Origin of the sequence: Francisella sp. 19X1-34 (assembly GCF_041102755.1) — a bacterium.
Taxonomy (GTDB): Bacteria; Pseudomonadota; Gammaproteobacteria; order Francisellales; family Francisellaceae; genus Francisella.
The window spans coordinates 17,327-31,757 of record NZ_JBGCTX010000006.1 but is presented as its reverse complement, the minus strand read 5'-3'; the positions used below and the strand labels follow the sequence as shown (position 1 = coordinate 31,757).

Here is a 14,431-nt window from a genome sequence, read left to right as displayed (position 1 = left end):
AATGCATATATCTACAAAGTTGACTTGTTTTACACAAGATAGGGATACAAACTCTTTACCTATATTTTTAATTAAAAAAGAGAAGTTTACTGATTGGTTAAGAGAACAAAGCAGTTTTTTACAAAATTTTGTAAGGCAGTTTGATAGTAAGAAAACAGTTTTAATGATTCCAGATTTAGATGGCAATATTAATAAAGTCATTTGTTTGGTTTCAAAATCTATGTTTAGTATTGCGGATTTACCTGGACAGTTACCAAAAGGTAGTTATCATATAGAGTATTCAGATATTAAAGATTTAAATTTATATTATACTGCATTTGCATTAGCAAGTTATAAATTTGAAAGATATAAGTCAAAAGCATCTGATGTAGAAGTAAAACTATTTTTGCCTCAAGAATATCAACACATTTTAATAACTGCAGAAGCAAATTATCTTGTCAGAGATATGATAACAACCCCGGCTGAAGATATGGGACCAGCTGACATTTCAGCAGTCATAAAACAACTAGCTAATCAGTTTAATGCTAAGTTTGATGAAATTGTTGGTGAAGATCTTGCCAATCAAGGTTATATGGGAGTATATACTGTAGGTAAAGGTAGTCATCGCCCACCACGTTTAGTTAGATTAAATTGGGGCGATGAAAAGCATCCTAAAATATCAATTGTTGGAAAGGGTGTTGCTTTTGATACTGGTGGGGTAGATGTTAAACCTGCAGCAGGAATGCTTCTTATGCATAAAGATATGGGCGGATCTGCAAATGCTATAGGTCTAGCATATATGATAATGAAATATAATCTACCTGTGAATTTAAGCCTAGTAATTCCGACAGTTGAAAATGCTATTGATGCTAAATCATATAGACCTAGTGATATAATTAAAATGAAAAATGGTACTACGGTACAAGTAACAAATACAGATGCAGAAGGTAGACTTATATTAGTTGAGCCTTTACATGATGAAGCTCAGAAGAGACCTGATTATTTGATAGATTTTTCAACCTTGACTGGTGCTGCTAGAGTTGCCGTTGGTACAGAGATATCAGCATTTTTCTGTAATAATGATGAAGTTGCCAATGAGGTTTATAAGTATGGTGAATCTATGCAGGATTACGTTTGGAGATTACCTTTAGCAGATTGTTATAGAAAAAGCCTAAAAACAGAATTTGCAGATATTTCTCACTGTGATTTATCACCATTTGCAGGAGCGGTAAAAGCAGCTTTATTTATGGAGCATTTTGTTGGAGAAGACGATAGCGCACCAACTTGGATCCATTTTGATATGATGGCATGGAATCCTTCTAGCACACCTGGCAAACCTAAAGGTGGCGAGATGATGGCCGCTAGAGCCATGTTTGAATTACTTAAAAATAAATATGAATCTAGCCTATAGTTAGGTTTAGGCTCGTAAAATCTCTTAATATTTATCTTAAAAAAATAGTGATTACTTATTTACTTAAATATATTTCAAACTGTATACTTTAATAATTATGACATAAATTTTATTAGAATATGCAACAGTCAGTATTAGAGCAGCTTAAAAAAGTTACTATGGTAGTAGCAGATACAGGTGATTTTGAATTAATAAAAAAATATAAGCCAGTTGATGCAACTACAAATCCTAGTCTAATTTTGAAAGCTGTAAAGGATAAGAAGTACTCTGATTTAGCAAAACAAACTATTCAGAGTGTTAAAGAAAAAAATCCAAATTTAAATATTAATGAACTAGTCAAAGAAATATTGATAGAAATATTAGTTACATTTGGAGTTAAGATTCTAGAAGTTATTGATGGTAAAGTATCTAGTGAGGTAGATGCTAGAGTATCTTTCAATGCAGCAGAAACGATTGATTATGCTAGAAAAATTATAGCAAAATACGAAGATAAAGGTATTAGTAAAGATCGTGTGCTAATAAAAATAGCAGCTACTTGGGAAGGTATAAAAGCAGCTAAGATTTTGCAAAAAGAAGGTATAAACTGTAATCTGACTCTAATTTTTGATAAAGCTCAAGCTCAAGCCTGTGCAGAAGCTGGAGTTTACTTGATATCTCCATTTGTTGGTAGAATCACAGATTGGCAAATTAAAGAAAATAATTTAGCAGGATTCCCCGATATTAAAGATGATGATGGTGTTAATTCTGTTAAGGCTATCTATAACTTTTACAAAACACATGGCTTTAAGACTATTGTTATGGGTGCAAGTTTTAGAAATGCTGAACAAGTTATAGCTTTAGCGGGGTGTGATGCTTTAACAATTTCTCCAGCCTTACTAGAAGATTTGGAGCAGAGAAAAGAGCCTCTTGAAATAGCGCTAAATGGTGCTTTAGATGTTTCAACACAAGATCCAGAACTTACAGAGTCAAAATTCCGCTGGTTACTTAATGAAAGTGCTATGGCAACTCATAAGCTAGCGGAAGGTATTAGACAGTTTGCAAAAGATACGATCGAGCTAGAAAGTATTATTAAACAAAACTTATAACAAGGAGCTTTGTATGAGAAAAGTTTTATTATCATCAATACTAACTTCAATTCTTATTGCACCGGCATTTAGTGCAATTCCAGTAAATGATTCTAATAATGATGGCCAGATTGATGGTGCAGAATTAGCTCAAACTCCTAATCTAAAAAAAGATTTAAGATATAAGGGTGATTCTCAGTCACAACGACATAGTAACGTAGAAGTGGCTGAAAAAGAAGATCAAGATTTAAAAACTCATACAATGGGAATGCATAGAAAGTATCAAAGTCCTTATACTCAAGCACATGAGTCTTCAGACTCACAATTTGGTAAGGTTGATTATAGTAAAGTTCACCATAAAAAATCTAAAAAAGAAGACTCTGAAGATAACAATCCAAATTTAGCAAACCTTACGACACCAGAGCAAAGCAATTTGTCAGTATCTGATAAAGATAATGCACTAAATAGACAGATGATGCTAAATGGTCCTCAAGGAGGTATACAAAACAATCAACCTCCTGGAATTGGTGGAACTAGCGCTAATTATTAGTCGTATCACTTTAAACATTCTTTGCATAGTTTCTTTAAATATACTAAAATCTACTAGTTAAAATATTCTACTGCAGTTAGGTTTTGTTATGATTTTTCAATATGATAATTTTCAAATATTAGAAGTTAATGGTGTAGATACTAAAAAGTTTCTACAAGGGTTAGTTACAGCGGATCTAAACATATTAACTCAGGATAATAATATCCTATTAACAGTTTTTGCAAATTTAAAAGGACGTATTATCTCACTATGTTTTGCTAAGTATATTGCTGATGATAAATTATTACTTTCTGTTGAAGAGGGAGTTGTTGATGGATTATTAGCATGGTTAAAAAAATATGGTATGTTCTCAAAAGTTACTTTTTCTCTAAATGAGGATTATTCACTATTTTTTACAAAAAATGGTTTTTTAAATCATGATATTTTAGAAAAAAATAGCTTAAGCTCTAATACTAGTTTTGAGCAAGTACAGAAAGAAAATATTATTAATAAACTAGCTACTATAAATTCTCAAAACTTTGAAAAGCTTTTACCTGCTGAGTTAGAGTTAGACAATGTTGAAAATGTCGTTTGCTATACTAAAGGTTGCTATATGGGTCAAGAAGTAATAGCAAGGATGCACTATAAAGCTAAGCTTAAAAAAGAGCTTGCAGTAATAAGGTCTCAATCTAATATTATTGAAACTGACCTAAAAGATGAAAACAATAAACCTTTAGCAAATATTATAAATAAGGTGTTTACTAATGGTGAATGTTATATGCTTGTGGTTTTCCATAAAGAAGCAACAGAGCAGCAGTATCAGCTGAATAATGGGCAAACTATAGTTAAATGCTAGACTATCTAAATCCTCAGCAACAAGAAGCTGTTAGATATACTAGTACACCATTATTAGTATTAGCTGGAGCAGGTAGTGGTAAAACTAGTGTTATTATTGAGAAGATTTCTTATCTTATAGAGGAGTTGCTATATCCTGCAAAAAGTATTTTGGCTGTTACATTTACAAATAAAGCAGCTAAGGAAATGCAAGAAAGAGTTAAATCCCGTTTAGATAAGGAAAAATCAAAAGGTCTTGTTATATCAACATTTCACTCATTAGGTTTATCTATTTTAAAAAGACACTTTTCAGAGCTTGGATATAAGAAAAATTTTACACTTTTTGATAGTCATGATTCAGCAACGCTAATCTATGATATTGCGTATGACCAGTATCAATTACCTAAGCAAAATACAGGGTTTATTCAATCAAAAATATCATTTTGGAAATCTGCTTTATTAACACCTGATGAAGTTCAAGCTAAAGATGATTTAGAAGAGCAAGCAGCATTTGTTTATAGAGAATATCAAAAGTATTTAAGATCATATAATTCATTTGATTTTGATGATTTGATATTCCAACCTATTCAGTTATTTAGAAATAATCATAATATCCAAAAATTATGGTCTGATAAGTTTAGATATATATTGATTGATGAATACCAAGATACTAATGAGTCACAATATCAGCTTTTAAAATATCTAACTCAGAATAAGAATAAATTTACAGTAGTTGGAGATGATGATCAGTCAATATATGCTTGGAGAGGTTCACGTCCGGAAAATTTACGTCATTTGCAGGAAGATTTTCCAAATCTTAAAGTTATAAAGTTAGAACAAAACTATCGCTCAACTGGTAGAATTTTGAATGTTGCAAATAAGCTAATAGAGAATAACAGTCACATTTTTGAGAAAAAACTATGGTCTGCAAAAACATATGGTGAGCAAATAAAAATAATTAGTTTGATAAATGATGAAGATGAAGCTCAATTTATTGCAAGTGATATCTTTTTTGATAGGGTGAAAACTAACTCTAGAAATTCTGATTATGCAATTTTGATCAGAAGTAATTATCAAGCTTATCTTTTGGAAAGGTATATGCAGATGCATAAGATTCCATATACTATAAGTGGTGGAAGCTCATTTTTCTCAAAAACGGAGATCAAAGATATTATTTCTTATCTGAGGTTAATAGTTAACCCTGATGATGACAGAGCATTTTTACGTGTGGTCAATACTCCTAAAAGAGAAGTTGGTAGTGCTACGATTCATAAGTTAGGTGAATATGCTAGTGAGCATCATTGTAGTTTTTTCCATACTTTAAGTAATTTGGAACCTTTTGAAATACGTGAATTTACAAAAAAGAAATTACTAAGCTTTAAAAATTTAATACTTAATACACAGCAAGAGATTGTTTCAAGTATTTCAGAAATAGAGTTAAAAAAAATCTTACATGCATTTATTGATAATATTTCTTATAGACAATGGTTGATTGATTCTAGCTCATCTGAGAAGCAAGCAGAATTTAGATATGCAAATGTGTTAGAAGTATTAAACTGGCTTATTAATCAGTTAGATGAATCATATAATGGACTTGAATCATTATCTTCCGTGCTAAATAAGATGCTTTTGATAGATATCTTAGATAGAGATAATGAGGATAAAAATGATAATCAAGTTCAGATAATAACTATGCATGCTTCAAAAGGGCTTGAGTTTAGAAAGGTCTATATAATGGGTATGGAAGAGGGAATATTACCTCATCAACAAAGTATAGAGGAAGAGTCAATAGAAGATGAACGTCGTCTTGCCTATGTAGCCATTACAAGAGCTAAAGAAAATCTAACTATAACTATGACTAAACATCGTAAAAAGTTTGGAGAGAAACAAGTTTCAACGCCTAGTAGATTCATCGATGAACTACCAGAAACAGATTTATATTGGGTTGGTACAGAAAAAGAGTGTGCAGAAACTCGTAAAGAAAATTCAAAACAAAGCCTTTCAGCTTTGAAAAATATGTTTGGTTAGGTTAGAGGTTAAAATCATCATCAGCAATACTTAGTAAAGTATTTGCTACCCTTGGAAAGCCTGCAAATGGAGTAACAAGTAATAAGGTTTCAATAATCATTTTTTTTGAAGCTCCAATATTTATAGCAGCATCAATATGAGATTTAACTTGCGCATTACAGTCACCAATAGCACAGCATATAGCAATAGTTATTAACTCTTTTGTTAGCATAGGGATTTGACTATTCCTAGCAAATATTTTCTCAAAAGCAAAATTAAAAGTTAGTTCTGAAAAATCAGGTGAGACTTTAGATAAAGCATTAATTAATTGCTCTCCAGCATGTTCACCATGTAATTGATCAAACAGCTCTCTACCATTTTTACTATATTGTGGTGAATTTATTAGAAGCTTAAAATCGTTAGAAACTCTGGTTGGCTTGAATTCTTTAATCTCAAATACTCCTATGTTATTTATATAGTATGGATCATTTTTAACATATTCATTTGCTTGTTTAAAACCCATATTTGAAATTATAAAACCTCCTTGTCTTTCATTATAAGGACCTGATGCTAATATAAGCTCTTTATCATAATAAGTAGATAAATACTTAATATGTTCATCCTTATAATTATCTACAATCTTAAGTTCTTTTATATATTTAATATCTATGAGTATCATATAAATTCCTATATTTGTTTTGTTGGTTTATAGAAATAATACTTTGATTAGTTTATTATTTTAATATCTAAAAAATGAAATGATTGTTTCTATTTTGAGATCAATAAAATGGATTTTTTACACTATAAAATATTTGACAAGCTTGCTAAAAATTTAAACTTTAGAAAGACTGCTAAAGAATTAAACCTATCAATCTCTATTATTTCAAAAAAGATTAAAGAGTTAGAAGAACATTATAATATTAAACTTTTTTATAGAACTACCCGATCTGTTATTTTGACAGAAGCAGGAGCTAATATTCTACCTAGAGTTAAAGATTTAATTTTGATAGGAGAACAGATAGGATGTGATATTAGAGATAATGAAGAGTTTGTTGGCAATTTAAAAATAGGAGTTCCTTTTACATATTTTCAATCAATATTAGGCAAGGTAAAAGCATATACCAGAAATAAAACTTCTACCTATATAGATTGGAGAATAGGGAATCATTTAGCAAATATTTATAGTAATAATTTTGATGCTATTATTTTTTGTGGTTCTCTTCCTAAAGGAGATTTTTATGCAAAAAGAATTTCTAAGTGGAAAAAAAGAGTATGCTTATCTCCAGAGTTTATAAATATGTATGGTGAACCAAAAACTCCTGAAGATTTGAGAAAATTACCGTGTTTAGACCATTCTGATAATTATGAAGAAAGCTGGATATTAGATAAAAAATATAGTATAAAATTACTACAAAAATGTTCTTCTTCGAGTTTACTAGCACAAATGGCAATCAATTCTTTAGGAATTACTTATTTACCATCATTTACTGTAGATAATTATATTCAAGATGGCTTATTAATAGAGGTTTTAAGTGAATATACTACTAAAGATTATGATGTATATTTGATCTCAAAAACTCCATTTTCCCAGAATAAAAAAGCTCAAGAAATATATAGAATTATAAGTTGATAAAAACTACTTAAACAGACTTTGAGACAATAATAATACCACGAGGCTTACCTGAAGAAGAATCTTTAGCTTGGATTGCTTTATATAAGTCAGACGTTTTGATCCAAGCTGGAGGATATTTGTATCTAGCAACATCCATAAGTAACCACATATCTTTGTTAGGATTGTATGCCGCTAATGGAGAGAAGTGACCTCCACCTTGAGCACCCATATCTGCACGACTATAGTTAATAATTATATATTTACCGGCTTTCATACTATTTAGAAGTTTATTTTTAAAGTCCTCTTCATTTGAGAACTTATTAGCATGGATAACTACGGCATAGGCTTTTGCACCTATTGTTTGTTGTTTATTTATTATTTCAGCTGATTGCTCTATAGTAAGTCCACGAGCATATACCAATGCAGGCACTATTTCATCTTTGATTAGGTCTTTGTTATAAAAGATATTGTTTTGATTAAATATGGTATATTGTAAATGCGCAGGAGCTAGAGCTGGCTCTATACCTAAAGCGTTAAGAACCATAACATCTGAAGCTGGCCCACAAAAAGAAACACCATTTTCTGTAGTGAAGTACTTTGCTAGCTGTCAATATTGCTGAGAATATTCTTTCGGAGCTGTTTTTAACAAGTCTTGACCTTCTGGGCTAGAAAAGGCTATTACATTATTTGGTAAAGGTAGTGGTTTTGCATATATATTTGCTGATATGGATATTATAAAAGCAAAAATTGAAATGGTTAATTTTTTCATGCTATCTTAACTTTATATTAAATTTAATCCATTAGATCATATGTTAGAGAGTATGTAAAGTATTTAAAATAGTCAGGATAACTAACTTTAACTTTTTTAAAAATTAATAAAATATGATTGGATTAGTTATAACTATGATAATATTCTTTAGTATTAAGTCAAAAAGGAAATTATTTTGATTTCAATAGGAAAATATAACAATTTAAAGGTTCTAGATAAAAAATCATATTTTTTAGTTTTGGATGCTCTAGAGTTAGGACAAGCAATATTACCGATATCAGAGCTTGAATATACTCCAGAAGTTGGAGATAGTTTAGACGTTTTTTTATATCATAATTCAAAATCAGAGCTTATTGCCACAACTAAAAAGGTTCCTTCAATAGGACAAGTTGCTTATTTACAAGTAAAGAATCTTACAAAAATAGGTGCCTTTTTAGATTGGGGTTTAGAGAAAGATTTATTTGTACCATTAGCAGAGCAACACCGTCCTTTTGAAATAGGTAAGTCGTATCTCGTTTACTTATACCTTGATAAAATTAATGGCCGAATTACAGCATCTTCAAAAATTAATAAATTTATCAAAGATTATGCTAGTGATGAGTTAAAGCCTAATCAAGAAGTAGATCTTATAATTGCCAACTCTACAGATATTGGTTATAAGGCGATTATAAATGATCTTTACTGGGGTATAATCTATAGTTCAGAAGTCTTTAGAAGACTAAGTTTTGGCCAATCTATAAAGGGCTATATCAAAAATATTCGTGATGATGGACGTATAGATCTATCATTACAGTTAGCACATAAAGATTTAGATAAAAATGCCACACTTATTGAAAAGTATCTTATTGATCATGAAGGCTCAGCACCGTTTAATGATAAATCAGATCCACAAGATATAAAAAGAGAGTTCGGTATAAGTAAAGCTGCATTCAAGCGAGCTATAGGTACTCTTCTAAAACAAAAGAAGATTTTAATAAAAGATAATGGCATTTATTTAAATGGTTAGAATTTTATAAATTTTTATTTACTCTTTTTTGCTACTTTACGAGCTTTTTCTTTTGCTTGTTGTTTTTTCAATTTATTTATTTCAGCTAATTTTTTAGCTTCATCACCAACATGAGAGAATCCTCTTTCTGCGGCTAGCTGTGATTGTTTTTCACGTTCTGCAAAACGAGCTTTCTGCTTTTCTGTAGCTTTAGCATAACAGTGGTGACAACTTATTCCTTTCTCATATTCAGGACGTTTTTTATCCTCTTCTGTAATCGGCATACGACAAGCAAAACATTGATCATAATGACCTTTTTCTAAGTCATGATTTACAGCGACTCTTGAGTCAAATACAAAACACTCACCTTGCCACATTGACTCTTCTTTTGGAACTTCTTCAAGGTACTTAAGTATTCCACCTTGTAGATGGTAAACTTCATCAAAACCCTTGGCTTTCATTAAAGCCGTAGATTTTTCACATCTGATACCGCCGGTACAAAACATAGCTACTTTTTTATGCTTTTTAGGATCCAAATTCTCATCAACATATTCAGGAAATTCTCTGAAGTTTTCAGTATGAGGGTTTACAGCATTTTTAAATGTGCCTATTTCGATTTCATATTCATTACGCGTATCAATCAGAAGTGTTTCAGGATCTGAAATTAGAGCATTCCAATCTTTTGGTTTTACGTACTGTCCACAGACTTTATTAGGATCTATTTCATCTATACCTAAAGTAACAATCTCTTTTTTAAGCTTAACTTTTGAACGATAAAAAGGCATTTCTTGATGAAGTGATTCTTTATAATCAATATCTGCTAAGCGAGGGTCAGACTTTAGATATTCTAATAAGGTATCTATACTTTTGCGAGACCCAGCTACAGTACCATTGATTCCTTCATTTGCTAAAAGTAGTGTACCTTTAACGTTATTTTTTATCATTACATCTAGAAGAGGTTGGCGCATCGCCTCAAAATCATTTAAGGTAACAAACTTGTACATGGCACATACAATTATTTGTGACATTTATTTTCCTAGAACTTTAATTAATATTATTGAAGCTTGATATTATACATTAAGTTGCAAATATTAAAATGTTTTTGCTATTATGCTATTCAGTATTTAGTTAATTTTGATTTATTTAATAGTATTTGTATGACTGATTTAAAAAATGATGAAGCAAAAAAAATCAACACTAAACAAGCATTGATAGATGCTGGATTAAAACTTTTTGGAGAGTATGGCCCTGATGCGACATCTACTAGGATGATTGTTGAGCTTGCTAATGTGAATATATCAGCAATTAAATATTATTTTGGTAGTAAAAAAGGCTTATATTTTGCTGTGGTAAAGCATATTGTCAGTAGCATTAGAGACAATAACTCTAATACAATAGATTTAATAAAACAGAAGTTTTACGATAATAATATCTCTGTAGAGGATTCTAAACTTTTGTATAAGAAACTTCTGTTAAGCATGGCAAATTTTTTAATTGGTAATGATAAGTCTCAAGATTGGTCAAGGATAATTATGCGAGAGCAGGCAAATCCAACGGAAGCTTTTGACATTATGTATGAAAGTTATATGAAACAAATTCAAGGTATTTTGATTAAATTAAGCTCAATTTTCTATAATTGTGCCGTAGATGAACCAATATTAGTTATCCGTCAACAAATAATGTTTGGCCAAGTGCTTAGTTTTGTAATTGCTAAAGAAAGCTTTTTACGTGCATCAACAGAAAAAAATATTAAAACTATAAAAAAGCAAGTTATTGATCAACTTTCAATATGTATAGATTCTATAATAGCAACACCTATTTAAAAAATTTCCCATTAATTTAAATCAAACGTTTGATTTAAATTATGGTAATGTGTATAGTTAGAGTATTAGCTCATCAATAAAACACTATTGGCTATGGATAGTTTATTAGAATCTATAATTCTTTCTTTCTCTGGTTTTTTATCAGTTGGATCCATAGTCTTGGTATTGCTACTTCTAATTTCAAATCAAAATATCAAGCAAGCAGCAGCTTTTGTATCTGGATATATTTTTGGATATAGTTTTATTGGAATTATGTATGTTTATGCAGGTTCTAAATTGGTTAAGGGAGGTGAGTTAATTCCACCAGCTTTTGTTTTTGTTGTAGGCTTGCTTTTGATTTATGTGGGATTAAAGAATCTTCTTAAGAAAAGACAAGCTAAGCCTAAAGAAGCAAAAATATTCACTCTTATAAGGAAGCTAACTGCTAAAAGAGCATTTTTGTTTGGATTGCTGATAACTGTAATCAACATAAAAAATTTGGCAATATTTATATCAATAGTTTCAGTAATTAGTGCTTCAGAGGTAGAGTTCTTTACAAAAATATTTGTTGTATTTATAGATACATTTATATTTTGTTTAGCAATGATTATATTGATTTGTATAAGAGCAATTTTGAGAGATTTAGCTACAAGTATTTTGATAAAGATAAAAGCATGGATTGACAAAAATTCAAGGCATATAATGACATTTCTACCAACTGTATTTGGATTGTATTTTATATTTAAAGTGGTATAGGAGCCTATTATGAATGATAATAAATTGATAGTTAGTTTTTCGGATATAAATTCTACAGATATAAGTCTGGTAGGTGGTAAAGGTGCTAACCTTGGAGAAATGACACAGGCTGGATTTGTAGTTCCTGATGGGTTTTGTGTTACAACAAAAGCTTTTGATATATTTATAAAATCTTATACTAAGATGCAAGAGTATTATAAAGAGCTAGCCAATCTTGGTAATGATGTTGAAGCAACTAGAGTACTAGCTAAACAAATACGTGATAGTTTAATAGCTTTAGAGATTCCTAAGGTTATTAAGGATTCTATAGTTTCTGCCTTTAAAAAGTCTGGAGGTGATTTTGCTTATGCAGTTCGCTCTAGTGCTACTGCTGAGGATCTACCAGAGAACTCTTTTGCAGGTCAGCAAGATACTTATCTGAATATTTGTGGTGAAGAAAATATAGTTTCTGCAATCAAAAGTTGTTGGGCATCATTATTTACTGATAGGGCTATTTTATATAGAAATAAAAATAACTTTAATCATCGTGATGTTAAGCTTTCTGTAGTTGTTCAAAAAATGATTCCATCTGAAGTATCTGGAATTATGTTTAGTGTAGATCCTCTTACAGGAAATCGTAATATTATAAACATCGATGCTAGTTTTGGTTTGGGAGAAGCTCTTGTAAGTGGACTTGTTAATCCAGATGAGTATAAGATTGATAAAAATAGTAACACCATAGTAAAATCTAAAGTATCTCAGAAATTATTAGCAATATACTCAAATAAAAATTCAGGAACTTATGAGGCTAAAATACCACCACAATCTCAAAATAAAAAAGTTCTATCAGATGAGCAGATACTTGCTTTAGGAGATCTTGCTAAGAGGCTTGAAAGTCATTATGGCAAGTCACAAGATATAGAGTGGGGTATTTATAAAAACAAAATATATCTGTTACAAACTCGTCCAATAACGTCTCTTTTTCCAATTAGCAACTTAGAAAAAAAAGGGTCTCTGCATGTGTATTTTAGTATGGGGCATCAACAGATGATGACAGACCCTATATCTCCTCTTGGAATATCGACAATAAAAAATGTTTTACCTATAGGAAAACTAGATGATAGAAGAGAATCAAAATTTGTTTTAGATAGTGCAGGAAGACTTTTTGCTGATATTACCGGACTTTTACCAAATCCAATTACTAATAAGGTTTTGATGAAAGTATCTGGAGCATTTAATATATTAGCTCCAAAGATGCTGACACAATTACGAGCAAAGCCGAATTTGGATAAAGCAGAGAAAGTTAAATTTTCATTTAAGGTAATAGCACAAATATTAAATATTTTATCTAAGGTAATGGCGAATCTATTTTTTAAAGATCTGAAAGATATTTCACAGAAGGCAGAAAATAGAATAAATGAAAATGTTGATATAATAAAAGCTAAGCTATTAAAAGAAGATGATATACAACAAAAAGTTAAAATTTCTAAAGAAACTTTAGGTTCACTTTTACCTGTTGTAATTTTTTGGATACCAAGCTATATATCAAGTACTATTGCAGATAGTATCATTCTAAAGCTTACTAAAAATAAAGTCTCAACAAAGGATTTAGATGATTATAAGCTAGGGCTTAAAGGAAATCTTGTCAATGATATGAATTTTGATTTAGGAGCATTAGCTGAAAGTGTTAGATCTACAAAGCAACTTAGAAACTTTCTAGAGAGTGACTTTTTAGTAGAAAAAAAAGCTGATATTAATAGTGCAAGGAAGTTCGATGATGCAAAAGATTTTTTTGAAAAATGGGATAGTTTTATAGATAAGTATGGTGCGCGTGGTTCTTCAGAGTTTGATATAGCTAGAGAGAGGTGGTATGAAAATCCAACAGCATTAATCAAAGTTATTGTTAGTTATCTACAAAAAGAGCCTAATCAATATTTAAAAACACATAATGATTTACTAAAGAGACAAGAAGTAGCTAAAAATAATATTATTAACACTGCTAATTCAGGGATATTTAAGTTTTTCAAAGCTAAATTAATAAAAAGAATGTTATATGTAGTTGAAAATGCTTCTGTACTTAGAGAACATCATAAATTTTTAGCAGTAAAAGTTATGCAAATTATAAAACAAGATTTAACTATAATAGCTGATAAACTAGTTAATAGAGGTATGCTTGAGTCTCGGGAAGATATTTGGTATTTATCATGGTATGAGCTAGGTAATTTAAGTAAAGTCTCAGATAACCTAAAAAGAAATATAATAGCAAGAAAAAATAACTATAAAAGGTATCAAAAACTTAAACCACCTTTGATAGTTACTAGTGAGGGTGAGACACCTATAGTTAAGCATGATTTACAAAATATTCCAGATAATGCATTTGTGGGTCAGGCTGTATCAGCTGGTGTTATCGAGGGTATCGCTAGAGTCATAACAGATCCACTTAAAGAAAGCCTTAAAAAAGGTGAGATTTTAGTTGCTCCATTTACTGACCCTGGTTGGACACCATTATTTATAAATGCAGCGGGTTTAGTAACAGAGATTGGAGGTAGCCTAACTCATGGTTCAGTTGTTGCTAGAGAATACAATATCCCAGCAGTCGTAGGAGTTACTGATATAACAAATAATATAAAAACTGGTCAAAAAATAAGAGTAGATGGAAATACTGGAATTATAGAAATAATTGAACTTAATTGATGTTTAATCA

General features: G+C 30.4%; 13 protein-coding genes and 1 pseudogene. 10 read left to right on the top strand and 4 right to left on the bottom strand.

Annotated features, from left to right (window positions below; all coding sequences use genetic code 11):
* Nucleotide 1 precedes the first annotated feature (1 nt).
* The 5 genes from AB8E56_RS01845 (at nucleotide 2) to AB8E56_RS01825 (ending at nucleotide 5,845) form a co-directional block, all read left to right on the top strand.
* Nucleotides 2–1,390 carry a leucyl aminopeptidase family protein gene (locus tag AB8E56_RS01845; protein WP_329477366.1) on the top strand — a complete coding sequence of 463 codons (1,389 nt, stop codon included), beginning with the start codon at nucleotides 2–4 and terminating at the stop codon, nucleotides 1,388–1,390.
* Between the two features lie 119 nt (nucleotides 1,391–1,509).
* Nucleotides 1,510–2,475 carry a transaldolase gene (gene tal / locus AB8E56_RS01840; protein WP_329477364.1) on the top strand — a complete coding sequence of 322 codons (966 nt, stop codon included), beginning with the start codon at nucleotides 1,510–1,512 and terminating at the stop codon, nucleotides 2,473–2,475.
* A gap of 13 nt (nucleotides 2,476–2,488) precedes the next feature.
* A complete protein-coding gene (locus tag AB8E56_RS01835) occupies nucleotides 2,489–3,004 on the top strand; it encodes a hypothetical protein (RefSeq protein WP_329477362.1) in 516 nt (171 codons plus the stop codon).
* An 88-nt stretch (nucleotides 3,005–3,092) separates the two neighbouring features.
* Complete coding sequence (locus AB8E56_RS01830; RefSeq protein WP_329477360.1) at nucleotides 3,093–3,839, top strand: amino acid transporter; 747 nt, start codon at nucleotides 3,093–3,095, stop codon at nucleotides 3,837–3,839.
* A complete protein-coding gene (locus tag AB8E56_RS01825) occupies nucleotides 3,833–5,845 on the top strand; it encodes a UvrD-helicase domain-containing protein (RefSeq protein WP_329477358.1) in 2,013 nt (670 codons plus the stop codon). The genes AB8E56_RS01830 and AB8E56_RS01825 overlap by 7 nt, the downstream gene beginning before the upstream one ends.
* A 1-nt stretch (nucleotide 5,846) precedes the next feature.
* On the opposite strand, the gene AB8E56_RS01820 is transcribed toward AB8E56_RS01825, so the two are convergent.
* On the bottom strand, nucleotides 5,847–6,503 hold the full coding sequence (locus tag AB8E56_RS01820; protein WP_329477356.1) for a carboxymuconolactone decarboxylase family protein: 657 nt from the start codon (nucleotides 6,501–6,503) through the stop codon (nucleotides 5,847–5,849).
* Between the two features lie 108 nt (nucleotides 6,504–6,611).
* Here AB8E56_RS01820 and AB8E56_RS01815 point away from each other — a divergent pair, with 108 nt between their 5' ends.
* Nucleotides 6,612–7,454, top strand: a complete 843-nt coding sequence (locus AB8E56_RS01815; protein ID WP_329477354.1) for a LysR family transcriptional regulator — start codon at nucleotides 6,612–6,614, stop codon at nucleotides 7,452–7,454.
* A 10-nt stretch (nucleotides 7,455–7,464) separates the two neighbouring features.
* Here AB8E56_RS01815 and AB8E56_RS01810 read toward each other — a convergent pair.
* Together AB8E56_RS01810 and AB8E56_RS01805 are read right to left on the bottom strand one after the other, a co-directional pair.
* Nucleotides 7,465–8,031 (bottom strand): annotated as a pseudogene (locus tag AB8E56_RS01810) (phytochelatin synthase family protein); the annotation flags it as partial.
* Nucleotides 8,032–8,043: 12 nt separating this feature from the next.
* Nucleotides 8,044–8,205 (bottom strand): hypothetical protein, encoded by a 162-nt coding sequence (locus AB8E56_RS01805; protein WP_329477352.1) that lies wholly within the window; start codon nucleotides 8,203–8,205, stop codon nucleotides 8,044–8,046.
* Between the two features lie 175 nt (nucleotides 8,206–8,380).
* Here AB8E56_RS01805 and AB8E56_RS01800 point away from each other — a divergent pair, with 175 nt between their 5' ends.
* Nucleotides 8,381–9,211: a S1-like domain-containing RNA-binding protein gene (locus tag AB8E56_RS01800; protein WP_329477349.1), complete on the top strand. Its 831-nt coding sequence runs from the start codon at nucleotides 8,381–8,383 to the stop codon at nucleotides 9,209–9,211.
* Nucleotides 9,212–9,225: 14 nt separating this feature from the next.
* Here the strand turns inward: AB8E56_RS01800 and AB8E56_RS01795 are convergent, their stop codons facing one another.
* Entirely contained in the window at nucleotides 9,226–10,218 is a 993-nt protein-coding gene (locus tag AB8E56_RS01795) for a rhodanese-related sulfurtransferase (RefSeq protein WP_329477347.1), read from the bottom strand.
* A gap of 129 nt (nucleotides 10,219–10,347) precedes the next feature.
* On the opposite strand from AB8E56_RS01795, the gene AB8E56_RS01790 reads away from it, so the two are divergent.
* From AB8E56_RS01790 to AB8E56_RS01780, 3 genes are all read left to right on the top strand, one after another.
* Nucleotides 10,348–11,013 carry a CerR family C-terminal domain-containing protein gene (locus AB8E56_RS01790; RefSeq protein WP_329477345.1) on the top strand — a complete coding sequence of 222 codons (666 nt, stop codon included), beginning with the start codon at nucleotides 10,348–10,350 and terminating at the stop codon, nucleotides 11,011–11,013.
* A 93-nt stretch (nucleotides 11,014–11,106) separates the two neighbouring features.
* Nucleotides 11,107–11,748 carry a GAP family protein gene (locus AB8E56_RS01785; protein WP_329477343.1) on the top strand — a complete coding sequence of 214 codons (642 nt, stop codon included), beginning with the start codon at nucleotides 11,107–11,109 and terminating at the stop codon, nucleotides 11,746–11,748.
* A gap of 9 nt (nucleotides 11,749–11,757) precedes the next feature.
* A complete protein-coding gene (locus AB8E56_RS01780) occupies nucleotides 11,758–14,421 on the top strand; it encodes a phosphoenolpyruvate synthase (protein WP_329477341.1) in 2,664 nt (887 codons plus the stop codon).
* Nucleotides 14,422–14,431 lie beyond the last annotated feature (10 nt).